21 protein-coding genes are annotated in these 23,949 nt (G+C 56.6%); 17 read left to right on the plus strand and 4 right to left on the minus strand.

Features of this window, described 5'->3' with window-relative positions:
* Positions 1–109 precede the first annotated feature (109 nt).
* Both AC2FLD_RS00135 and AC2FLD_RS00140 read right to left on the minus strand, forming a co-directional pair.
* Positions 110–2,356 carry a mechanosensitive ion channel domain-containing protein gene (locus AC2FLD_RS00135; protein WP_496671364.1) on the minus strand — a complete coding sequence of 749 codons (2,247 nt, stop codon included), beginning with the start codon at positions 2,354–2,356 and terminating at the stop codon, positions 110–112.
* Positions 2,357–2,626: 270 nt separating this feature from the next.
* Positions 2,627–3,535: a LysR family transcriptional regulator gene (locus AC2FLD_RS00140; protein WP_050603469.1), complete on the minus strand. Its 909-nt coding sequence runs from the start codon at positions 3,533–3,535 to the stop codon at positions 2,627–2,629.
* Between the two features lie 169 nt (positions 3,536–3,704).
* Between AC2FLD_RS00140 and AC2FLD_RS00145 the strand changes: the two genes are divergently transcribed.
* The 10 genes from AC2FLD_RS00145 to AC2FLD_RS00190 all read left to right on the plus strand — a co-directional run bounded on the left by AC2FLD_RS00145 (position 3,705) and on the right by AC2FLD_RS00190 (position 15,151).
* Positions 3,705–7,124, plus strand: a complete 3,420-nt coding sequence (locus tag AC2FLD_RS00145) for an indolepyruvate ferredoxin oxidoreductase family protein (protein ID WP_496671361.1) — start codon at positions 3,705–3,707, stop codon at positions 7,122–7,124.
* A 78-nt stretch (positions 7,125–7,202) separates the two neighbouring features.
* Positions 7,203–8,081, plus strand: coding sequence for a lysophospholipid acyltransferase family protein (locus tag AC2FLD_RS00150; RefSeq protein WP_496671358.1), 879 nt, complete (start codon positions 7,203–7,205; stop codon positions 8,079–8,081).
* A gap of 8 nt (positions 8,082–8,089) precedes the next feature.
* Positions 8,090–8,899, plus strand: coding sequence for a glutamate racemase (locus AC2FLD_RS00155; RefSeq protein ID WP_496671355.1), 810 nt, complete (start codon positions 8,090–8,092; stop codon positions 8,897–8,899).
* A 94-nt stretch (positions 8,900–8,993) separates the two neighbouring features.
* Complete coding sequence (gene argC / locus AC2FLD_RS00160; protein WP_496671352.1) at positions 8,994–10,022, plus strand: N-acetyl-gamma-glutamyl-phosphate reductase; 1,029 nt, start codon at positions 8,994–8,996, stop codon at positions 10,020–10,022.
* A 7-nt stretch (positions 10,023–10,029) separates the two neighbouring features.
* Entirely contained in the window at positions 10,030–10,476 is a 447-nt protein-coding gene (ccmE, locus tag AC2FLD_RS00165; RefSeq protein ID WP_496671350.1) for a cytochrome c maturation protein CcmE, read from the plus strand.
* A gap of 150 nt (positions 10,477–10,626) precedes the next feature.
* Complete coding sequence (locus tag AC2FLD_RS00170) at positions 10,627–11,238, plus strand: holin-associated N-acetylmuramidase (RefSeq protein WP_496671348.1); 612 nt, start codon at positions 10,627–10,629, stop codon at positions 11,236–11,238.
* The gene (locus tag AC2FLD_RS00175; RefSeq protein ID WP_496671345.1) at positions 11,229–11,807 is read left to right on the plus strand and encodes a holin family protein; all 579 of its coding nucleotides are present in this window, start codon (positions 11,229–11,231) and stop codon (positions 11,805–11,807) included. The genes AC2FLD_RS00170 and AC2FLD_RS00175 overlap by 10 nt, the downstream gene beginning before the upstream one ends.
* A gap of 75 nt (positions 11,808–11,882) precedes the next feature.
* A complete protein-coding gene (locus tag AC2FLD_RS00180; RefSeq protein ID WP_496671342.1) occupies positions 11,883–13,847 on the plus strand; it encodes a heme lyase CcmF/NrfE family subunit in 1,965 nt (654 codons plus the stop codon).
* Complete coding sequence (locus tag AC2FLD_RS00185) at positions 13,844–14,299, plus strand: cytochrome c-type biogenesis protein (RefSeq protein ID WP_050603460.1); 456 nt, start codon at positions 13,844–13,846, stop codon at positions 14,297–14,299. Before AC2FLD_RS00180 ends, AC2FLD_RS00185 begins: the two co-directional genes overlap by 4 nt.
* A gap of 75 nt (positions 14,300–14,374) precedes the next feature.
* A complete protein-coding gene (locus AC2FLD_RS00190; protein ID WP_496671339.1) occupies positions 14,375–15,151 on the plus strand; it encodes an enoyl-CoA hydratase-related protein in 777 nt (258 codons plus the stop codon).
* A gap of 11 nt (positions 15,152–15,162) precedes the next feature.
* On the opposite strand, the gene bmt is transcribed toward AC2FLD_RS00190, so the two are convergent.
* Entirely contained in the window at positions 15,163–16,176 is a 1,014-nt protein-coding gene (gene bmt / locus AC2FLD_RS00195; RefSeq protein ID WP_496671336.1) for a betaine--homocysteine S-methyltransferase, read from the minus strand.
* A 121-nt stretch (positions 16,177–16,297) separates the two neighbouring features.
* Positions 16,298–16,615 (minus strand): DUF1476 domain-containing protein, encoded by a 318-nt coding sequence (locus tag AC2FLD_RS00200; RefSeq protein ID WP_050603457.1) that lies wholly within the window; start codon positions 16,613–16,615, stop codon positions 16,298–16,300.
* 188 nt (positions 16,616–16,803) lie between these two features.
* Between AC2FLD_RS00200 and purC the strand changes: the two genes are divergently transcribed.
* The 7 genes from purC to AC2FLD_RS00235 all read left to right on the plus strand — a co-directional run bounded on the left by purC (position 16,804) and on the right by AC2FLD_RS00235 (position 23,600).
* The gene (gene purC / locus AC2FLD_RS00205) at positions 16,804–17,559 is read left to right on the plus strand and encodes a phosphoribosylaminoimidazolesuccinocarboxamide synthase (RefSeq protein WP_496671334.1); all 756 of its coding nucleotides are present in this window, start codon (positions 16,804–16,806) and stop codon (positions 17,557–17,559) included.
* A gap of 142 nt (positions 17,560–17,701) precedes the next feature.
* Entirely contained in the window at positions 17,702–18,367 is a 666-nt protein-coding gene (locus AC2FLD_RS00210) for a MarC family protein (protein ID WP_496671331.1), read from the plus strand.
* 113 nt (positions 18,368–18,480) lie between these two features.
* Complete coding sequence (gene purS / locus AC2FLD_RS00215; protein WP_050603662.1) at positions 18,481–18,711, plus strand: phosphoribosylformylglycinamidine synthase subunit PurS; 231 nt, start codon at positions 18,481–18,483, stop codon at positions 18,709–18,711.
* A gap of 3 nt (positions 18,712–18,714) precedes the next feature.
* Positions 18,715–19,758 (plus strand): zinc-dependent alcohol dehydrogenase family protein, encoded by a 1,044-nt coding sequence (locus AC2FLD_RS00220; protein ID WP_496671328.1) that lies wholly within the window; start codon positions 18,715–18,717, stop codon positions 19,756–19,758.
* A gap of 11 nt (positions 19,759–19,769) precedes the next feature.
* Entirely contained in the window at positions 19,770–20,438 is a 669-nt protein-coding gene (gene purQ / locus AC2FLD_RS00225) for a phosphoribosylformylglycinamidine synthase subunit PurQ (protein ID WP_496671325.1), read from the plus strand.
* Between the two features lie 69 nt (positions 20,439–20,507).
* Positions 20,508–22,253 carry a sensor histidine kinase gene (locus AC2FLD_RS00230; RefSeq protein ID WP_050603661.1) on the plus strand — a complete coding sequence of 582 codons (1,746 nt, stop codon included), beginning with the start codon at positions 20,508–20,510 and terminating at the stop codon, positions 22,251–22,253.
* 12 nt (positions 22,254–22,265) lie between these two features.
* Positions 22,266–23,600 carry a sigma-54-dependent transcriptional regulator gene (locus AC2FLD_RS00235; RefSeq protein ID WP_496671412.1) on the plus strand — a complete coding sequence of 445 codons (1,335 nt, stop codon included), beginning with the start codon at positions 22,266–22,268 and terminating at the stop codon, positions 23,598–23,600.
* Positions 23,601–23,949 lie beyond the last annotated feature (349 nt).

Consider the following 23,949-nt stretch of genomic DNA (forward strand, 5'->3'; position numbering starts at 1 on the left):
AAGACGGCGCAGGTTGCTTCTTTCAAAGAAAAACGGAACCGGCATCACTGCCGGTTCCGAAGGAATGCACCGCAGTACTGGCGCAAATTGAAGGCGTAAACCGCGTAGGTTACGCTGACCCCTGGTCTTTGTTGAGTTGAGCTGCGGCTGCGGCACCTACAGCGGCCTTCTGTTCCGGGCTCAGGTTTTCGGCTTCTTCCTGCCCCGGCATCGCAACACGCACCTCACGGCGGGCAAAGTCGATGCCGTTTTCCTTGAAGGCTGCCTTGACCCGGTTGAAGATTTCCTTGCGCAGTGTGAATTGCTTTCCGGGCTTGGCCATGAACTTGCCGCGGATGATCATGCCGACATCGTCGAAGTCGAATACGCCCTGCGATTTGAAGGGTTGCAGAAAGCCATCCTTGTGGGTCTCGTCGGCCATCATCTCGGCACCGATCTTCTTGAAGATCTTCTTGACCTTGTTAGGGTCGGTATCAAACGGCACGGTGAATTTCAGCTTCATGATAACCCAGTCACGGCTGAAGTTTGTCAGCTTCTGAATCTCACCATACGGGATCGTATGCACAGCACCTCGATGGTGACGCAGCTGCATCGAGCGAACCGAGATCTTCTCGACCGTTCCCATCGTGCCGCCGACGTCGACATATTCTCCAACGCGGAAGGCATCGTCGATCAGGAAGAATACCCCGCCCACGATATCAGCGACCAGCTTCTGCGCGCCAAAGCCGATAGCCAGACCCAGAACACCGGCACCGGCCAGCAGCGGCGTGATGTTGATGCCTAATGCACCCAGTGCCAGCAGGCCAAAAATCACGGCAATTGTGATCTGGGCCGTTATCCGCATCAGGGGCAAAACAGTCGCCAGACGAGACCCACCGGCACCGCCGCCTTCACCGCCTGCTTCTTCGTCCAGCTCCTCGGCCGCAGTTTGTTCCCTTGCCAATCGACGGTTGATCCACAACGAGACGACCTCGTTCAGGATATAGCCAACGGCGATGATCAGCAGGAATTCGATGACAGCACCGCCAACTTCGGCACTGACACCAGCCGAAGCAACGTTGCGCAGATCAAGTTGCCAGGTGCGCGCGATCATGAACACCACGATCAGACCCGCGATAACGCGGCCAATCCGGATGTAACTGCGTTTCGCAGAACGGTAGGCGCGTTCAGCCAGAGGGCCTTCGCCAGACATAGGGGGCTGCAAATGGCGCACCAATCCACGGATCAGTGTGTCGAGCGCGGGGGCTATCAACAACCAGAACATGGTTGTGAAATGCGCACCACTTGTTAGCAACCTCAATGTCGATGGATCGCGCTGTGCAACCAGAAACTCGACCAGAAGCCAGATTGCCACCGAAACGCCGATGGCAAAATAGGGGTAATAGTGCGCGACTTCCTTGTCGAACTTCGTATGATCCGGGTCCGTACCCAGCATCATCTGAGACAGTCCTTCGCGGGCGGTCCATGCGATAACCGCGATGTAGATGTGGATTGCTGCGTTCAGCCAGAAGCCAATGCGGGTATCATCACCCGTGACACCATTGAGCGCGTTGAAGCGAACGACAAACAGCGTGAAGCCGATCAGTATCAACAGACCGATGAGGTTGCGGTACAGGTATTTCGCCCAATGGTCGTCAATGTTGACCAACCGGAGTTGCGGTTTCTCCGGTGCCAAAACAAAGCGTGACGCTGCAGCTCCCAGGCGCGGAATCCAGATCAGGTAGAACACAAACGGAGCGGCATAGGTGATTTGTTCAGGCGTCAGCAAACCACGGCCAACTGCCCTTATGACAACATAGAACACGATCAACCCGGCGATTTCGCGGCAAAACCGGCGGAATAAATAACTGACTGCGCCCCAAAGGTCGCCCTCATCCGAGACTTCCGTCGCTTCATGCCAACGACGGGTCAGGAATATGAACAGCTTTTCAGCTATGAAACCCACAATCAGCACCGAGAGGATAAGCCCGAACAGTGTAAATACGCCGGTCGTTCCGAACGTGTCACTAAAGTTGCTGAACGCGGTAATCTGCGCTGTGACGATGTTGGGAAGCGTGGTCAGAACATGTGTCCAGGACGAGACCATCTCGGCCCAGATCTCGCTTATTTCGGTCAGTGGGTCTTCCACGTCCGCTTTTTCGGCAGCTTGTTTTTCTGCAACTGCATCCAGCCGTTCCAAAAGAATCGCGCGCACCTGGTCATCGGACATGCGCGCAACCAGATCGTCGACCTGTTCGGGTGACAGGTCTTCTGGAATGGTCACTGTAGACGTTGTGCCGGCGTTTTGCGCATACAGCGGTACCGCTAAAAATAAAGCGGAGACAATTGCCAACACGAGGCGGAGTGGTTGGAGCATGGATATTCCCTCGAACACGAAGTTGTTTCGTTTTTTTGGGATCATATGCTTATGCGTGTATTTTTCCCAGAACTTTCGCTGACTTAATGCGGAGCTTTGGGCAAAAAAAAGGCCGAGCAATAAGCTCGGCCGTAGTCCAACAGGGAGGTATGAAGATGATGAGCGTTTCGGCATCATCGCCTTCGATTGCTCATTTAGGGGGCGGTTTGTGTACGTTCAAGGAATTTAACGCTGCTAAGACCTCATGCCCGATATGCTATGGGTGCATAGCTAAAGTTTTCCCATTTTTTTCAATTGTTTACGTTGGGCAATGATTTCGTCCTGAACGAAGTCACGGAAGGCGCCAACGCGTTTTGAATGTCGCAGCTCTTCGGGATAAGCCAAATAGACCGGTACGTCTGCGGTTTCGATGTCTGAAAGTATGGGTACGAGGTGCGGAAAGTCTTGTGTGACGTAATCCGGCAAAACCCCAATGCCCAGATTGTGCAGGACGCCTTGGAGCACACCAAAATAGTTGTTCACTGTCAGCAGTGACCCGGGATTGTAGGTCATCAAATGACGTACCATGGCCGCACTGGCGCCAACCTGCGGTGCAGCGGGGGTTTGGCAGATCAGGCGGTGGTCCTTAATCTCGTCCAAAGATTGCAGCATTCCGCCATGCGTTTCGATGTAATCCTGTGTCGCATACAGCATCATATGAACAGTCATCAGGCGTTTGCGTACCAGATCCGCTTGGCTGGGTTCTTTCATCCGAATGGCGACATCGGCTTCGCGCATCGGAAGGTCCAGAACACGCTCTTCCAGCATCAGGTCGATGTTCAGATCGGGGTATTGCTCGTACAGTTTAGGCAGGCGCGGGGCCAGCCAAAGCGTGCCGAAGCCAAATGTCGTCGTAACCCGCAGGACGCCAAAGACCTCTTCTTCGCTGTCCCGAATGCGCGCGGCTGCAGCGTCCAGTCGTTTCGACATGGCGGATGTGGCGTCGAACAACAGTTCACCTTGTTCGGTGAGAATCAGCCCCCGCGCATGACGATGAAAAAGGGTGGCATCCAGCGATTCTTCCAACGCTCGAATCTGTCGGCTCACGGCGGATTGAGACAAGTTGAGCTTGTCCCCGGCGTGTGTGAGGCTGCCTGCATCGGCCACTGCGTGAAATATTCTAAGCTTGTCCCAATCCATCGCCGCAACTTTCGTTATCCATTTGAACGCCTATATGAAAGAGGTGACAAGTTCTACATTCAAAGGGTGAAATCGTTACTTATCAGTGGATAAATCCTATACAGGTCAGAAATTATGACCTAAAATGAATTGAGATGAAGCACACTGACCTGACGAGGGGAGACGTCTGATGAGTCAGGCACAGATAACGCTAAACGACCGGTTCGATCTTGAGAAAAACCCCGTTCTTTTGAACGGAACTCAGGCGCTGGTCCGGTTAATGCTGATGCAAAAGGCCAGAGACCGACAGGCGGGCCTGAACACAGCAGGCCTTGTTACCGGGTATCGGGGATCACCCCTTGGGGCTGTTGACCAGCAGATGATGCGGGCCCAAAAACCACTTGCCGAAAACGATGTCACGTTTCAGTTCGGATTGAACGAAGATCTGGCTGCCACTGCGCTTTGGGGCAGTCAGCAGGCAGGTTTGCGCGGGGATGGCAAGTTCGACGGGGTTTTCGGGCTTTGGTACGGTAAAGGTCCAGGGGTTGACCGGTCCGGCGACGTCATGCGCCACGCGAACATGGCGGGTACGGCCCAGCATGGCGGCGTTCTTATGGCAATGGGCGATGACCATACTGGTGAAAGCTCTACCGTTCTGCATCAATCCGAATGGTCGCTGGTCGACATGTATATGCCTATCGTCAGCCCTGCTGGCGTTCAGGAAATCCTCGACTATGGAATTTATGGATTTGCACTCAGCCGTTTCGCGGGTGTCTGGGTCGGCCTGAAGACGATGAAGGACACGATCGAGGTTACTTCGGTCGTGGATGGCAGCCCGGACCGGATGCGCGTTGTTGTGCCTGAATTTGATATGCCGGAAGGCGGATTGAACATTCGTTTAGGCGATACACCACATCTGCAAGAAACGCGCGTCATCGACTACAAACGGTTCGCGGCTGAGACGTTTTCACATGCCAATAAGCTCGACAAACGGATGTGGGGTAAATCCGGTGCCAAGATCGGCTTTGTCGCAGCAGGCAAGAACTGGCTGGATCTGACACATGGTCTGTCCCTTCTGAACATCGATGAATCCGAGGCCGAACGGCTGGGGATCACCACATACAAGGTAGGGCAGACTTTCCCCTTGGATATGGCGGGGTTCCACGACTGGGCCGAGGGGCTGGACCTGATCGTGATCGTCGAGGAAAAGCGCAAGTTGATCGAGGTTCAGGTTAAGGAGGCAATCTTTGACGACCGGCGCGGCCGTCGGGTCTATGGTTGGTACAAGGGTGGGGCCGGGACTTTGCACAGGGAAGAACTGTTCCCGACGCGCGGCGCGCTGGATCCGATCATGATCGCCGAAAAGCTCGGCGAGATCCTGATTGAAGAGGGGCGCGAAACCGAAGGTATTCGGGCCGGGCTGGTATCATTGTCCGAGGCACGCAGGGCCGACAACGCACAGGAAATCGCAACGCGACTTCCGTATTTCTGCTCGGGCTGTCCACATAACAGCTCGACCAAGGTGCCGGAAGGCAGCCGCGCCTATGCCGGTATCGGCTGTCACTACATGGTTCAATGGATGGATCGCGAGACAACCGGCTTCACTCAAATGGGTGGTGAAGGCGCGAACTGGATCGGTGAGGCTCCGTTTTCGACCACCAAGCACGTGTTCCAAAACCTGGGCGATGGCACCTATAACCATTCGGGCGTTCAGGCGATCCGGGCTGCCTTGTCCGCAGGGACAAATATTACCTTCAAAATCCTGTTCAACGACGCGGTCGCCATGACCGGCGGGCAGGATAACGAAGGCGACCTGACTGCCGAACGGATCGTTGCCGAGGTGAAGGCGATGGGTGTCCCTGAGGTCGCACTGGTCTATGACGAAAAGGAAGACGTAAATTTCAAGGCACTGCCTGCAAGCGTTCAGACATATGAACGGGCAGATCTCATGAAGGTGCAGGAGAAATTCCGCGAGATTGAGGGCGTTTCGGTCATCGTCTATGTTCAAACCTGCGCAGCCGAAAAGCGTCGTCGGCGCAAGCGGGGCACATTCCCGGACCCGGACAAGCGCGTGTTCATCAACACTGATGTCTGCGAAGGCTGTGGCGATTGCGGTGTGCAGTCCAACTGTGTGTCGATCGTGCCGAAACAAACCGAGCTGGGCCGTAAGCGGGCCATCGATCAGTCAAGCTGCAACAAGGATTTTTCGTGCCTGAACGGCTTTTGCCCTTCTTTTGTAACCCTTGAGGGCGCGAAAATCCGTAAAGAGGCGACGACCGAAATCGACCTGCCTGATCTGCCAATGCCCGATCTGCCCGAGATCCGTGGAACCCATAACGTCGTGATTACGGGTGTAGGTGGTACGGGTGTTGTAACCCTGGGTGCAATCCTTGCGCAGGCCGCCCAGATTGACGGCAAAGGCGCGGGCATGATGGAAATGGCGGGCTTGGCGCAGAAGGGTGGAGCAGTGCATATCCACTGCCGTCTGGCCAACAGCCCCGATGATATCAGTGCCATCCGTGTTGCGACTGGTGAAGCCCATGCGCTGATCGGCGGTGATCTGGTGGTTTCAGCCGGAGCCAAGACCTTGGGTTTGACGCGCAGCGGACGTACCGGCGCCGTCGTGAACAGCCATGAAACGGTCACCGGTGATTTCACGCGTGATACTGAATTCCGCATTCCTGCCGATCAGTTGGAACTGGCGTTGCAGGCGCGAATGAAAGAAGGCGTCTCTTTGTTCGATGCCACCGATCTGGCGCGCGCTGTGATGGGGGATTCGATCTATTCCAACATGATGATCTTTGGCGCGACCTGGCAGCGCGGGTTGTTGCCTGTCAGCTATCAGGCGATCTTTGATGCCATCGAGTTGAACGGAACCGCTGTCGAACGAAACAAGCGTGCGTTTGATATCGGTCGTTGGGCGATACTGCATCCAGAAGAAGTACAGTCCATTCTGTCCCCAGCCGTGGCAGAGATGCCCAAAACGCTGGACCAGATTATCGATTTCCGTGCTCAGCATCTGACCGAATACCAAAGCGCCCGGCTGGCTAAGCGCTATCGCAAACTGGTGGACAGTATTGAGGATGCAGAGGTGCGCGAAGCGGTGGCAAAGGGCTATCACAAGTTGTTGTCCTACAAGGATGAATACGAAGTTGCGCGCCTTCTGCTGACAAGTCGGGAAAAGACGGCTGCCGAGTTTGATGGCGACTTCAAGATGACTTTCCACCTTGCCCCGCCGGTTTTCGGAGGATCGGCCAGTAATGGCAGGCCCCAAAAGCGCGCGTTCGGCGAATCCGTCTTGGGCCCGTTGAAGCTGCTGGCAAAATTGAAGGCGCTTCGAGGCACCCCGCTGGACATCTTCGGGTATTCATCTGAACGCAGGATGGAGCGTGCTTTGATCCGGCAGTATGAAAAGGACATGCGCGACGTGTTGCCCATGGTGTCGCAGGACACACGTGACGCGATTTCGGCCTTGGCCCGTTTGCCGCTGGACATCCGCGGGTTTGGCCCAGTTTTGCAGGAAAACGAAGCCAAAGCCGCGAAAAGGCGCGAAGAATTGCTGGCGACTATCCGTAGCGGCGGGCCTGAAATGCAGGCCGCGGCAGAGTAAATCGTCACAAGGGTGTCACGATAGCTAGGCAAAATTGTTACTTACACCTATTTTGCAGGCAGAAAACCGGAGACCCAAATGCCTTCTCGCCGTCATGTCGTTCGTGACATCTCGTATGCTCATTCCGCCGAAACCAAAAGCGGGCGGATGGTCATCAAGTTGATGGAGAATACCACAGGCCGCATGCGCCTGATCAAACGCGCGGATGGGTACGAAAGAGAAGTCGCCAATGGGCGAGACTTTTGGACCGTTATGGTCGAACGCTACGGGCTGACGCTGGATGTGGTGGGAGGATCGCTGTCGAACATCCCGAAAGACGGTCCCTTGATCCTGATTGCCAACCATCCTTACGGGATTCTGGATGGCATGATGATGGGTCACATGCTGTCGCAGACCCGGGGCGATTTCCGCATTCTGGCGCATCGGGTGTTCCGCAAGGCTGAGGAGTTGAACCGGATCATCTTGCCCATTTCGTTTGATGAGACGAAAGAGGCGATGAAACTGAACCTTGAGACGCGCAAAACCGCGTTAAACTATCTCGACAACGGTGGTTCGATCGGGATTTTTCCGGGAGGAACAGTCAGCACCGCCGTCAAGCCGTTTTCGCATCCAATGGACCCGGGCTGGCGCGGCTTTACCGCCCGGATGGTGGCCAAATCAAATGCCACGGTCGTGCCGGTTTTCTTCGACGGGCACACTTCGCGCCTGTTCCAGATCGCAAGCCATCTGCATAATACGCTGCGTATGGGCCTGCTGATTAAAGAGTTCAAGAAACGGGTGGATACGACTGTCAAAGTGGTGATTGGCGAGCCGATCGGCCGCGACATTCTGGACCCTTTGGGCAAGGATACGCGCAAGATGATGGATTTCTTGCGCAAAGCCACGTATGAGCTGTCTCCGACACCGCTGAAGTCTTATGACTACGGCTATGAATTTGAGGAACGGCATCGCGCCTGAAGGGGCAAATGGCAGTAGGCATCTTTGATTCCGGTTTGGGCGGTCTGACCGTCCTCAACGCCGCGCAGCAACGGCTGCCCGACGTGGATTTCCTGTATTATGCGGACAGTACACATGCACCTTACGGTGTGCGCGATGCCGAGGATATCTATCAGCTGACCCGCAATGCGGTGCACGATCTTTGGGGCCGGGGCTGCAATCTGGTGATTCTGGCCTGCAATACAGCCAGCGCTGCCGCGTTGCGGCGGATGCAGGAAGAAGGCGTGCCCGAGGGCAAGCGGGTGCTGGGCGTCTTTGTTCCCTTGATCGAAGCACTGACTGAGCGGCAGTGGGGCGATAATTCGCCGCCGCGCGAAGTGGCCGTCAAGCATGTGGCCTTGTTCGCGACACCTGCCACCGTGTCCAGCCGGGCGTTTCAGCGGGAACTGGCATTCCGGGCAATCGGCGTGGATGTCGAGGCTCAGGCCTGTGGCGGTGTGGTCGATGCCATTGAAGATGGTGACATGATCCTGGCCGAGGCGCTGGTGCGCAGCCATGTGGATGCTTTGAAACGCAAAATGCCAGAACCCCAGGCGGCTATTCTGGGCTGCACGCATTACCCGTTGATGGCAGAGGCCTTTCAGGCGGCGTTGGGACCGGATGTTCAGGTTTTCAGCCAGGGCGATCTGGTTGCTGAAAGCCTTGCTGATTATCTACAGCGTCATCCGAACATGCAGGGCGAAGGCGCGGGTGGGCACCTGACCACGGGCAAGCCGGGTTTTGTCAGCGATCGGGCAACGCAGTTCCTCCGACGACAGATTTCGTTCGAGGCGGCCTGATTTAGGTCAAGGACGCACCCCTTCCGATTTTCTAATTCAAAGACCGTCACATCGGCGGTCGTGATATGTGACACACGTAAAGAAGAGGTCTGACATGACCCATAATATCGCAATTCTGGGCGCTTCCGGCTATACCGGCGCGGAACTGGTGCGGCTGATCGCCGAGCACCCGAATATGGACATCGTTGCTTTGGCTGCCGAGCGGAAGGCCGGCATGAGCATGGCACAGGTCTTCCCGCATCTGCGCCACATGAACTTGCCGGATCTGTGCAAGATTTCCGAGATCGACTTTTCCAATGTTGATTTATGTTTCTGTGCTTTGCCGCACAAGACCAGTCAGGAAGTCATTCGGGCGCTGCCGAAAGATCTTAAAATTATCGACCTGTCAGCGGATTTCCGTCTGCAGGACGCGGATGAATACGAGAAGTGGTATGGAAACCCACACAGCGCGCTGGATCAGCAGGACGAAGCCGTCTATGGCCTGACTGAGTTTTATCGTGACGAGATCCGCTCGGCGCGCCTTGTGGCGGGGACCGGATGTAACGCAGCAACCGGGCAATACGTTCTGCGGCCGTTGATCTCGGCCGGGGTCATCGATCTGGACGATATTATTCTGGACTTGAAATGTGCAGTGTCCGGGGCCGGGCGGTCGCTCAAGGAAAATCTGCTGCACGCTGAACTGAGTGAAGGATACAATGCCTACGCGGTCGGCGGCACGCACCGACATCTGGGCGAGTTCGATCAGGAGTTTTCGAAGCTGGCCGGTCGGACAGTACATGTGCAGTTCACACCGCATCTGATCCCTGCGAATCGGGGCATTCTGGCGACCACCTATGTGAAAGGCGACCCGCAGAGCGTCTATGAAACACTGGCAAAGGCCTATGTGGACGAGCCTTTCATACAGATGCTGCCGATGGGTGAAGCGCCTTCGACACATCATGTGCGGGGGTCGAATTTCTGCCATATCGGCGTGGTCGCAGACCGGATCGAGCGGCGCGTGATTGTGGTTGCTGCGCTGGATAACCTGACAAAAGGTAGCAGTGGCCAAGCCTTGCAGAACGCCAACTTGATGTTAGGTGAGGATGAAACCCGGGGTCTGATGATGGCCCCACTTTTCCCGTGAGGACGGTATGAAAACGCTCAAGAAACGTCGTCGAGTACAAGTCATTCTGGTAGCGGCCGTTGCCTTGGTGGCATCGACGGCTTTGATTGGGTGGGCCTTGCAAGATGGCATCAACTTCTTCCGCTCGCCCAGTGAAGTGATTGCAGAGCCGCCGAAATCGACCGAGGTGTTCCGCATTGGTGGACTGGTTGAAGAAGGCTCGATCATTCGCGGCCAGGGTGAAACTGTGCATTTTGTGGTCACGGATGGGGGCGAGAGTGTTCCGGTATCATTCACGGGTGTTCTGCCAGATTTGTTTACCGAGAACCAAGGTATGGTTGGCACTGGAAGTTACGTGAACGGCGTGTTTGAAGCCACGGAAATCCTTGCAAAACATGACGAGACGTACATGCCGAAAGAGGTCGTTGACGCACTCAAGGAGCAAGGCGTTTATCAAGAAGCAGAGGGAAGCTGAACGCAGCTGCGCTGCGTGCCTCTGGCAGAGGTATTTTTGAGCATAAGAAGTGGGGCGTTGCGCGTGTAAGGCGGGCAGCGCCCTTTGTTTTTTGCTAACTTTAATGAATTTGCAGGACCGTTTCCCCAATCGGTGAATTAGGGGGACGTCATGCAGTTGGTTCAACAGATCGCAGAAGAAATCGTGGCGCGGGAGGGCGGGTTCGTGGATGATCCGGATGATCCCGGTGGCGCTACAAAACATGGCGTGACCATTCACACCCTGCGACGCCTGGGGTTGGACCTCAACGGTGATGGTGTGGTCGATGTAAGCGATGTAAGGGATTTATCCCGGCGGCAAGCAGTCGATATTTTTTTGCGTCACTACTATGAGAAACCGGGGATTGCGCGCCTGCCCGATGCCCTGCAGGCGTCGGTCTTTGACATGCATGTCAATGCCGGGACGCAGGCGGTCAAAATTTTGCAGCGACTTTTGAATGATATGGGGTTCGATGTGGTGACAGACAGCGTGATCGGCCCGAAGACGGCAGCGGCCTGCGCAAGCGCTGCGCAACCGGATCCGACTTCTTTGCGAGATGCCTATGGGGTTGCGCGGCGAAACTATTACTTCCGCCTTGCAGATCGGCGGCCTGCCTCCAGAAGATACGCGCGTTCCCGGTCTGGTGGCAAAGGCGGCTGGATCAATCGCGCCGAAGAATTTCTGTCAGAGCGGTACCATCTGACGGACGCAGAGTTTCAAAGAAGGGTTGCGGCATGGGATTGATCTCGGGTGTTTTGGCGCTGTTGTTTGGGAATGGGCGGAATGCGGTGCAGGAAACCGTCGAGCTATATCGTGAAAATACGGAGGCGCGGGCGCGACGAAGCACTGAGCTGCAAACCCAGGCCATGGCGCAATTTGGCGGGGAATTTCAAATCCCCCAAAAGGGGGCGTTCGATCGCTTCATGGATGGTGTGAATCGATTGCCCCGCCCGGCTTTGGCGTTGGGAACGCTCGGGCTGTTCATTGCGGCCATGGTAGACCCGCTGTGGTTTGCCGCACGGATGCAAGGAATCGCTTTGGTTCCTGAGCCTTTGTGGTGGTTGTTGGGTGTGGTCGTATCCTTCTATTTTGGTGCGCGACATCAGATGAAAATGCAGGAATTTCAGCGCGATATCGGCGCGACACTGCTGCGCTTGCCGACAGTTCTGAACAACATCGATCAAGTGCGCGCGATGCGAGGTGACAGCCCGGGTGGTGCGGATCCCGGTCCGGATTCTGCTTTGTTTCTGGATGTCACACACCCGGATTCCAACCCGGCGCTTGAGGATTGGCGCAAGCGTCGCGGGACCTGACCCGCGACACTATGTGCCCCCGGATCGGGCGAAAGTTATTGGCCCCCGGTTTAGCCTCGGAGTATATTCCGGGGTATGATTACAGAACTCGGCCACTTCGCCCTTATCCTCGCCTTCTTTGTCGCCATCGTACAAAGTGTAGTGCCCCTGATCGGGGCTTCGAAACGCTGGGCCGGATGGATGGCGTTTGCGGAACCTTCAGCCATCGTTCAGTTTCTGCTGACGGCTTTTTCCTTCGGTGCTTTGATCTGGGCTTTCGTCGTATCCGACTTTTCCCTGAGGATCGTGGTTGAGAACAGCCATTCTGCCAAGCCGATGATCTACAAGATCAGTGGAACATGGGGCAACCACGAAGGATCCATGTTGCTTTGGGTGTTGATCGTCACCTTGTTTGGCGCATTGGCTGCGTTCTTTGGGGGCGGGTTGCCGCCGTCGCTCAAGGCGCGTGTGCTGGCAGTGCAGTCGGCAATTGCTGTCGCGTTCTTCGCCTTCATTTTGTTCACCTCGAACCCGTTCGACCGGCTTGCAATTGCACCGTTTGACGGGCGCGATCTGAACCCGTTGCTGCAAGACCCCGGGTTGGCCTTTCATCCGCCATTTCTGTATCTGGGTTACGTGGGGCTGAGCATGGCGTTCAGCTTTGCCATTGCGGCCCTGATCGAAGGGCGCGTTGATGCGGCCTGGGGGCGCTGGGTGCGCCCATGGACATTGGCGGCCTGGATCTTTCTGACCATAGGTATCGCGCTGGGGTCGTGGTGGGCCTATTACGAATTGGGTTGGGGGGGATTCTGGTTCTGGGATCCGGTCGAGAATGCCTCGTTCATGCCTTGGCTTCTGGCGGCAGCCCTTTTGCACTCTGCCATTGTTGTGGAAAAGCGCGAGGCGCTAAAAAGCTGGACCATTCTACTGGCGATCATCGCGTTCGGATTTTCACTGATCGGCACGTTCATTGTGCGGTCTGGCCTTCTGACGTCAGTTCATGCCTTTGCAACCGATCCTGAACGGGGCGTGTTTATTCTGCTGATCTTGGTGTTCTTTATCGGTGGTGCGCTGACCCTGTTTGCCGCGCGTGCGCAAACGATGGAGGCAAAGGGCGTCTTTGGCATGGTCAGCCGGGAAAGCGCTTTGATTGTAAACAACGTCCTGCTGGCGGTCAGCTGTTTCGTCGTGTTCGTTGGAACCATGTGGCCGATGGTGGCCGAGATGATGTTCGACCGAAAGCTCTCGGTCGGGGCTCCGTTTTTCAATGCAGCGTTTTCTCCGTTCATGGTGCTGCTTGGGCTGGTTCTGCCGATTGGGGCGATGTTACCCTGGAAGCGGGGACGGATTGGCAAGACGGCGTGGTCGTTGCGCTATGCCTTTGGGCTTGCGTTGGCGATCGCCCTGCTGGTCTGGGCGATGCAAACCGGACGCAGCGCGCTGGGGCCGGTGGGTCTTTTCCTTGGGGCCTGGATCACCTTTGGGGCGGCAATCGATTTGTGGAGCCGCACGGGCCGCAATGGTAGTCTGAAACGCCTTTTCCGCCTGCCGGGTGCGGATTGGGGGAAGGCGGTTGCCCATACGGGTCTGGGTGTCACCATTTTCGCCGTGGCTGGCCTGACTGCGTGGGAGGACGAGGATATCCGCGTGGCGCAACCCAACCAACCGTTCGAAGTGGGGCAGTTCACGCTGACGCTGAAAGATGTGCGGCAGGTCGAGGGGCCGAACTATTTCTCGACCACGGCAGATGTTCTGGTTGAAAAGAACGGGCGCCTGATGGGAACATTGCACCCTGAAAAACGCGACTATCCGGTGGCGCGTATGCCCACGACTGAAGCTGCGATAGACTATCGTTTCCTGGGTGACCTTTACGTCGTGATCGGTGATCAGCAGGCAGATGGGGGGTGGGTCATGCGCACCTATATCAAGCCGCTCGCAAACTGGATCTGGGGCGGCTGCATTCTGATGGCGCTTGGCGGTATCCTAAGCCTGTGCGACAGGCGGTTCCGTGTCGCCGCAGGGGCCAGAAAAACCCCGGTTGGTGGAGTGCCGGCAGAATGAAACGTCTTGTACTGATCCTGATGCTGCTGGCATCGCCCGTGTTTTCGGTGCAGCCGGATGAGGTGCTGGATGATCCGGTGCTTGAACAAAGGGCCCGCGATCTCAGCACCGGGTTGCGTTGCCTTGTTTGCCGGAACGAGAGCATCGACGAAAGCAACGCTGATCTGGCGCGAGACTTGCGTCTATTGCTGCGTGAGCGTCTGGTGGCAGGTGACAGCGATGAAGAGGCGATTGCCTTTATCGTGGATCGTTATGGCGAATATGTTCTTCTGAAGCCGACCACCAGCGGTTCAAACCTGTTTCTTTGGCTCGCCGGGCCGATCATGTTGTTGATTGCGGCGGGCGTTGGCCTCAATTTCCTACGCAATCGCTCGAAAGCCCATGCATCGGTTGCGGACACTTCGCTGAGTGAGGATGAAAAAGAACGTCTGCGCCGAATTCTTGAAGACTGACGTATGGTTCTGCTTTTCCCATCTCGCTTGGGCCAGTAAGTGTGCAGAAAAGCGAGGCGCGACGGGAGGGTTTTCATGAAGTACGAAACGGTTGTTCTGGACATTACGGACGGTCTGGCGGTTCTGACATTGAACAGACCAGACAAGATGAACGCTCTGACAACTCAGATGCGCGCTGAAATCACCCATGCAATGAAAGATGCGGCAACCAGAGCCCGGTGCATCGTGATCACCGGTGCTGGTCCTGCCTTTTGTTCCGGTCAGGATCTCGGCGATGCATCGTCAACCGGCAAGATTGATCTGGAGCGGTCGCTGCGGGACGAATATGAACCGATGCTGGAGATGATCCACAGCTGTCCGGTGCCGACCATTGCAGCCGTAAATGGACCCGCGGCCGGGGCAGGGGCCAACCTTGCCCTTTGCGCGGACGTGGTGATTGCAGCTGAAAGTGCCTACTTCCTGCAAGCCTTTGCGCGGATCGGGTTGTTGCCCGATGCCGGAGGAACCTGGTTCATGCCGCGTCAGATGGGGCTGGCCAAGGCGATGGGGGCCGCTCTGTTTGCCGATAAGATCACCGCGCGGCAAGCGGATGAATGGGGCATGATCTGGGAAGCCGTACCCGATGAAGACTTCGCTGCGCATTGGCGTAAACGGGCGGAATATCTGGCCAATGGTCCTACGGCAGCTTATGGCGCGATCAAGCAGGCCATTCGTGGAACATACGAAAACACCCTGCCACAACAGCTAGCAAAAGAGGCGCATCTGCAAGGTGAATGTGGTCGTTCGCGCGATTTCGCCGAAGGTGTGGTGGCTTTCATGGAAAAACGCCCCCCGAAATTCGAAGGGCGCTGATTGAGGCTGTTTTAGGCGCGGCGACGGCGGCGCGTGCGGCGCTCGGGTGTGGCATCGTCGCCTGTTCCGTCAGAGGCCGACGTGAACGGCCCCAACGCATCGGTGATCTGGTCCAGGGTCGGACGTTCGCCACGCGACGTGGTATCCAGCGCTTCACGCATACTGCGCAGGTGATCGGGCATGGTACCGCAGCACCCGCCAATGATCGTGGCACCGGCATCGCGTGCCATTGCCGCATATTGGCCCATCAACGCGGGTGTGCCGTCATAATGGATGTGACCATCCACATATTTCGGAATGCCCGCATTGCCCTTTGAAATCAAAGGGCGCTCAGTGCCCTGCGCGGCAAAGCCCAGAACAGTGCGCAGAATATCCGACGCGCCGGTTCCGCAGTTTGCGCCAAAGGCGATGGGCGGGTTGGCCAGTGTTTCAACCAGTTGCGCCAGATCGGCCGAGGTCACGCCCATCATCGTGCGCCCAGCGGTGTCAAAGCTCATTGTGCCACACCAGGGCATGTCAACCAGGGCAAAGGCTTCGGCTGCTGCGCGGAATTCTTCGGGTGCGCTTATGGTCTCAACCCAGAGAACATCCACACCGCCTTCTTTCAGTGCGGCAGCTTGTTCGTGGAACATTTCCACGGCCTCGGAATGTGACAGGCTTCCCACAGGTTTCATGATCTCGCCGGTCGGGCCAACGGATCCAGCGACCACAACGGGGCGCCCGGCCTTGTCGGCGACTTCGCGTCCCAGTTCTGCACCGATGCGGTTCAGTTCGCCCACACGGTTTTGGGCGTCATGCAGCTTGAGCCGCGCCGACGTGCCGCCAAACGTGTTGGTCAGGAACAGGTCGCTGCCCGCATCTACCGAACCTTGATACAGGGCTTTGATCTTTTCGGGTGCGTCAACGTTCCAAAGTTCGGGGGCGTCACCAGATTGCAGGCCCATGTTAAACAGGTTGGTCCCGGTCGCACCATCCGCCAGAATTGCGTCATTGTTGTCCAGAAGTTTGCTCAGAGCATTTGTCATTGGGTCAATCCAGGAAAAGGTGCAAGTCGCCGTTAAAAATAGAGACGCCCCATCTCACATGACCGGGGCGTCAAATCAAATTCATAAAACTCATGAAGATCATGAGTCGTCTAGGAGTGCTTTAGTCGGATTCACTCATGACCTGAGCTTTGGCTTCAGGCAGAATCTCAGCCATCTTGGCGCGAATTTCTTCGGCCGATGACAGATTACCCAGATCACCGGCGACCTTGCGTATTACGTCTTCGTGCCCGGCCTCTTCGAAATCAGCGACTACAACGGTTTTGGCGTATTCTTCGGCTTCTTGACCTGATTTGCCCAGCTTTTCTGCGGCCCACAAGCCCAGCAGTTTGTTGCAGCGGGCCTGCGCCTTGAACTGCATTTCTTCATCATGGGCAAATTTGGCTTCAAATGCGTTTTCGCGTTCGTCGAACGTGGTCATTGGGTGAGGACCTCTTGGGTTACATCTTCTTTCCTGATGATATGACCATACGATGTCCGGTGCGCAAGGTATTTGCGCTGCGTCAAACCCTCTCGGGCACATGAACTTGCGGGAAAAGGGGGCTTGCACTATGAGGACGCCTAACGAGAGGGGACTCAATCCCTCTGCTCTGATCGGAAAGGTCGCTTATGGCGCGTCGCAAGAAAATCTACGAAGGCAAAGCCAAGATTTTGTATGAAGGCCCAGAACCGGGCACCATCGTGCAGTATTTCAAGGATGACGCCACCGCGTTTAACGCGGAAAAGAAGGATGTGATTGACGGCAAGGGCGTGCTGAACAATCGCCTGTCCGAGTTCTTCATGACCGGCCTGACCCAGATTGGCATCCCGAACCACTTCATCCGCCGCTTGAACATGCGTGAGCAACTTGTTCGCAACTGTGAAATCGTGCCCCTGGAAGTGATCGTGCGCAACTATGCCGCCGGATCGATGTCGAAACGTCTGGGTATTGCCGAAGGTACCCAACTGCCACGTCCGATTGTCGAGTATTGCTACAAAGACGACTCTCTGGGTGATCCGCTTGTCACGGAAGAGCACATCGCTGCCTTTGGCTGGGCCAGCCAGCAGGACATGGAAGATATTCTCAGCCTGGCGCTGCGTGTGAACGATTTCATGAGCGGTGTCATGCTGGCGGTGGGTATCCGACTGGTTGACTTCAAGATTGAGATCGGACGCGTGTTCGAAGGTGATTATCAGCGCCTGATCGTTGCTGATGAAATCAGCCCCGACAGCTGCCGTTTGTGGGATATCGAAACTGGCCAGAAACTGGACAAAGACGTGTTCCGTCGTGATCTGGGCAGCCTGACCGATGCGTATTCCGAGGTCGCGCGGCGACTGGGTGTTCTGCCCAGTAACAACGTGACCAAACCGACTTTAATCAACTGATCAAGTTTGCCTCTGAGTTTAAAAAAGGCGCCGCTCATTCAGTAGCGGCGCTTTTTCGTTCTTGTTGAATTTGACAGCTCCTCGTTTCCTGAGCATGTTTGCCTCGTGCAGCCGTGAAGGGCGCGATAAGGATGGTTTTCGAATGGCTGAACTGTTTGATCAGACGATATTTCTGAAGTTTCTGGCAGCCGTGCTTGCGATCTTCAATCCGCTCTACAACATCCCGATCTTTCTGAGCATGACCAAGAACTGTTCGGCGGCTGAACGCCGCCACGTTGCGATCGTCGTGATGATTTCGGTTACCGTTATCGCCTTGATTGCCGTTGTGATCGGCGAAGAAGTGCTTGGGATTTTCGGCATAGACGTCTCGTCCTTTCGAATAGCCGGCGGCATCATCATTTTCGGAATTGGCATGTCTATGTTGAATGCCGAAGACCGCCCTCCGGGTGATCAGGCCGCGGTGGCGGACGGACATGAACGCAAACTGAATTTCGCAGTTGTTCCCTTGGCCATTCCTCTGACCATCGGGCCGGGCACGATTGCCGTCACCGTTGTCTTTTCCCACCAGCTGTCGGACGGGGCAGAAATCGTGACACTGGGTTCAGCGATCCTGATTGCCTGCGCAATCGTGGGGGTGGGGCTTTTGTTTGCAGATCAGATCTCGCGCTTTTTGGGCGAGACAATGATCAACGTACTGACCCGGATCATGGCGATTCTGTTGGTTGCCGTCGCTGTCGAGATGGTTTTGACCGGAACATTCGATGCAATAGATGCGCATTACCCGGGATTATCCAAGGAGGCAGGTTAGGCCGCACACTGCGTCAAACTGCGTAGCAAACAGGGTTGTCCAAAAGCATTTGGCACGTTATCCCCCGCGCAACGAAAATGGCCCGGATGTGGCCCTCAGGTGGAGTTGCCAAGATGAAAGCACGGGTTCACGTGATGCTCAAAAACGGGGTGCTGGACCCGCAGGGCGAAGCAGTTCGACACGCATTGGGCGCAATGGGATTTGATCAGGTCGAAGGTGTCCGTCAGGGCAAAGTGATCGACCTTGAGCTGGCCGACGGTGCGACCGAAGCGGATGTCACGAAGATGTGCGAAAAGCTGTTGGCCAACACAGTCATCGAACGCTACGAGATCGAACTGGTCTAATTGATGCGGGCCGCGCGTCTGATCACCTATCGTCAACCGCTTGAAGTTATGACGGTACCGGATCCCGAACCCGCCGAAGACGGTGTTGTGGTGCGGGTATTGGCCTGTGGTGTGTGTCGGTCCGACTGGCACGCGTGGGGGGGCGCAGACCCGGACGTTGTTTTGCCGATCACACCCGGCCACGAATATTGTGGCGAAGTTGTCTCGGTTGGCGCCCGCGTCACGCGTTGGCGTGTTGGCGACAAGGTGATCGCACCCTTCATTCTGGCCTGCGGACATTGCACGGACTGTTCCCAGGGTCATCAGACAATCTGCAGCGACCAGATTGTGCCCGGGTTCACCTGTGATGGCGCTTTTGCGGAATACATTGCTGTTTCCCATGCGGACGCGAACCTTACATCGTTGCCCGAAAGCATCGCGCCCGAAGTGGCAGCCGCCCTGGGGTGCCGAGTTACGACGGCCTGGCAGGCTTTGGTCGGACGGGCGCACGTTCAGGGTGGTGAATGGATCGCCGTCTTTGGCGGCGGTGGAGTTGGGATCTCGACCCTGTTGTTGGGCAAGGCGCTTGGCGCGCGGGTTGTTGTTGTCGATGTTGTGGATGACAAACTGCGCTATGCCACGTCTTTGGGGGCGGATGCGGTGGTCAATGCGGCCACCTGTGATGCTCCGCTGGCAGTGAAGGACATCACCGGCGGCGGCGCGCATGTGGCGATTGAAGCCCTGGGTATCGAAGTGACGACCGTGTCCGCGATGCGGTCCCTGCGCAAAATGGGGCGCATGGTGCAAATCGGGATGCCTGCTGGGGATCACACCCAGATGGCGTTGCCGATGGATGTGCTGTATTCCGGTCAACTTTCCGTCTTTGGAACGCGCGGGATGCCAAGCTGGCGCTATCCTTCACTCTTGTCGTTGATCGCGGGGGGCGGGATCGACCTGACGCCGCTGGTCACACGAAAAATTTCTCTCAACCAGGTGAGCGAAGAGCTTGCCGCCTTTGATCATCCAACCCCTCCGGGTGTTGCGGTGGTCACTGATTTTGTCTCGTAGGAGGGCCCGCCATGCGCGCAGCCGTAATCGTATTCCCCGGATCCAACTGTGACCGAGACCTCGCCGTCGCTTTCGAGCAGGCCGGTTTCAAGGTCGATATGGTTTGGCACAAAGACGCGGCACTGCCCGAAGGTGTTGATATCGTGGGCGTTCCGGGTGGTTTTTCTTATGGTGACTATCTGCGCTGCGGCGCAATTGCCGCGCAATCTCCGATCTGCAAGGCGGTCGTCGAGCATACCGAACGCGGTGGATATGCGGTGGGCATTTGCAACGGGTTTCAGGTTCTGACCGAAACCGGCATCCTGCCGGGCGCGCTGTTGCGCAATGCCGGGCTAAAATACATTTGCAAAACCGTGGGCCTGAAGGTCGAAACCAGCGATAGCGTGTTTACTGGGGGCTATAATGCGGGTGACGTGATCGGTATCCCGATTGCGCATCATGATGGCAACTACTTTGCGGATGACGAAACGCTGTCGGCGCTGAAAGATCAGGACCGGATCGCATTCACCTATGCCGAGAATCCGAACGGTTCGGTCGGTGACATTGCAGGCATTCTGTCGGAAAACCGTCGTGTGTTGGGGATGATGCCTCACCCCGAGCGGGCCGCTGACGAAGGTCATGGCGGCACCGACGGGGTGGCGCTGTTCCGCGCATTGTCAGGTGTGTTTGAAGTCGCGTGACTTGAGGTCATGCGCGCCCGCGCGTAACGTTTGGACATGAACTCGGACGTGCGATCAGCCTGGTCAGATATGTTGAAACCGCTTCGCGGCGCCCCGCTGGGCTGGCGTTTGCGTTTTGCTGTGCTTGTTCTGCTTGTCGCGACTATCGCGACAGTCTGGATCACCAACCGGCTGCTAACCGACAGATTCACGGAATCCACCCGAAATCGAGCCGAGCTGCGACTGGCCCTGTATTCCGGCAACCTACTGAGTGAGCTGCGTCGAAACTCGATCGTGCCGCAGTTGCTGGCGCGGGACCCGACCCTCATATCAGCGCTGCAATCCAGTGATTATACACTGTCGACGCAGCGCCTGATTTCCTTCGTTGAAGAAATTGGCGCGGCGTCACTGATGCTCTTGGACAGTGATGGGCGAACCGTCGCTGCAACAGATCGCAACAAGCTGGGCGAAGGGCATAGAAATACAGCTTATTTTGTGGATGCGATTCGGTCCAATGCGACGATCTTTTCGGTCATTCCCAAGGAATCCGGCGGATACAGCTTTGTTTATTCCCGGCGACTGGAAAGTGGATCGGAAATTCTGGGCGTCATCGTTGTTGAGGTCGATCTGCAGAAATTCGAACGCGCCTGGGCTGGTATCTCGGACGCGGTGATGGTCACGGACAGCACCGGAACGATCATCCTGTCCACCGAGCCCCGTTGGCGTGGGTTGGAAGAAAGCACGGCGATGCTGCGCCAGCCGCCGCAGGGCGCGATTCAGCGCGCTATAAGGGCCACAACCGATTGGACCGCTTTACCGCCGGATGCCTACCTGCAGGGCGAGGCGGTCATGCGGTTGGAAACGCGTATTCCGTTCCGGGGTTGGCAAATGACGTCGTTCACCACCTTTGCCTCGATCCGCGAAAAGGTGAACAGCGTTCTAGCGCTGGAAATCATGGGCTTTGCGATTCTTCTAGCGCTGACGTTTTATGCGCTCAGCCGCCGGGCCACCTTGCGCATGGCGCTGTTTCAGCGCGAGTCGGCAGAGCTTCGCGCATTGAACGCGCGGCTACAGCGAGAAATTGCTGAGCGGGAACGGGTTGAAAAGACGCTGGATTTGGCGGAACAGACCCTCGCGCAAAGCTCGAAACTTGCCGCCTTGGGCGAGATGTCCGCAGCAGTCAGTCACGAGCTTAATCAACCTCTGGCTGCAATGAAAACCTATCTCGCCGGGGCGCGTCTGTTGTTGCGGCGTAACCGTCCGGAAGAGGCACTTGCCAGCTTTGGACGCATCGATGGTCTCATCGAACGGATGGGGGCGATCACGCGTCAGCTCAAGTCTTATGCACGCAAGGGGGCGGATGCGCTTTCGCCAGTAAACCTTGGCGAAGCGCTGGCCTCGGCCTTGTCGATGATGGAACCGCAGCTGCGTCAACGCCATGTGAAGATCACTCAAATACTTCCCGAAGAACCCGTGATGGCCATGGGGGACCGGATGCGGATCGAGCAAGTGATGGTCAACCTCTTGCGGAATGCGTTGGATGCCACCAAATCAGTGGCAGAGCCGGATGTGGAAATCATCCTGGCGGCGGGCGATATGGCGGTTCTGACCGTACGTGACAACGGTCACGGTATCGAGGATATCGAGAACCTGTTCGAACCGTTTTATACCACCAAACAACCCGGTGACGGGGTCGGTCTGGGGCTTGCTATCTCGTCGGGGATCGTGAACGACCATGGGGGACGGCTGACTGCGCGCAACGGCCAATACGGTGGCGCGGTGTTTGAAATGCAGTTGCCAGCACTGGGAAGCGACGGCCTTGAGGCCGCGGAATAACGAGGAATGACTATGGCACAGGCCATGAAAATTGCCATTGTGGATGACGAACAGGACATGCGCCAGTCTATCAGCCAATGGCTAGCTTTGTCCGGATATGACACCGAGACCTTTGCCAGCGCGGAAGATGCGCTCAAGGTTCTGGGGCCGGATTATCCAGGGATCGTGATCTCGGACATCAAAATGCCGGGGATGGATGGCATTCAGCTTTTGAAAAAGCTGATGGGGGCTGACAGCACCTTGCCTGTGATCATGATCACCGGTCACGGCGATGTTCCTATGGCGGTCGAGGCGATGCGCGTTGGTGCGTTTGATTTCCTTGAAAAACCTTTCAATCCAGACCGCATGTCCGAATTGGCCAAACGCGCCAGCAATGCACGCCGCCTGACTTTGGACAACCGTGCGCTTAGGCGCGAACTGTCCGGCGGGACGCAGATCATGAACAAGCTGATCGGTGCCAGCCCGGTGATGGAGCGGCTGCGCGAAGATATTCTGGATCTTGGGCAAGCTGATGGCCATGTGCTGATCGACGGTGAAACCGGAACCGGTAAAACCCTGGTGGCTCATGCGCTGCACGCGGTGGGCAGCCGTGCCGGCAAGAAGTTTGTCCTTGTTTCCTGTGCGGCACTTGAAGAAGACGCCTTGGCCAAGCGTCTGTTTGGTCCGATGATGCCAGAAGATGCGCAACTGCCCGCCATCGAAGAAGCGCGCGGTGGCACGCTGGTGCTGGAAGACGTCGAGGCACTGGGCGATACGTTGCAGGCCAAGCTGTTGAGCGTGATGAACGAGCAGGGCACCCCTGCGGAAACGCGGATTGTTGCGATTTCGAACCTGCAGGAAGCGGGCAAAACATCCGAGGATGTTCTGCGCCCGGATCTGTTTTATCGATTGGCCGCGTTGCGTATTACCATGCCGCCTCTGCGCCAGCGCGGGGAGGATATCCTGACCCTGTTCACCCGTCTCAGCGAGCAATTTGCCGAGGAATACGGGTGTGACGCGCCTCAGGTCAGTGCGCAGGAGGCCGCGCAATTGTTGCAAGCCCCGTGGCCGGGCAACGTGCGCCAACTGATCAATATTGCCGAGCGTGCCGTGCTGCAGTCGCGCCGCGGGTCGGGCACAATTGCGTCGCTGTTGATGTCAGATCATGAAGAAATGCAGCCGGTGATGACCACCGAGGGTAAGCCGTTGAAAGAATATGTCGAGGCGTTCGAACGGATGCTGATCGACAACACGATGCGGCGTCACAAGGGCTCGATTGCATCCGTTATGGATGAGCTGTGCCTGCCGCGCCGGACGCTGAATGAAAAAATGGCCAAATATGGCCTCCAGCGTTCGGACTATCTGTAAGCTTTGCGGTTGGGGGCTCTGCCCCCGTCGCCAATGGCGACTCCCCTGAGATATTTTTGGCCAGATGAAGGGGATCCGTCGCGCGGGAAGACTGACGGAATGCAGTTTGCCCATTGTCTTTTCCACAGGGTTGCTTTTATTGTATCCGGACGGGCCGGGCGAATTCGACGCCCATAAGCCCCGAATCTTTGAGTTTCGCTGCTGATCCGTTGATGAGGATCAACCCCTCACGGTTCAGCAGACCGATTGTGCCCCGATAGGGGCAGTAGAATACCTGAGCCCAGGAAATCTGGGTGAAAGGAATAAATGGGCAGGCAGCGACCCGCGCCTGTCGGAGAAGAACCGCGAT

The organism is Ruegeria sp. CDSA021 (assembly GCF_059612325.1).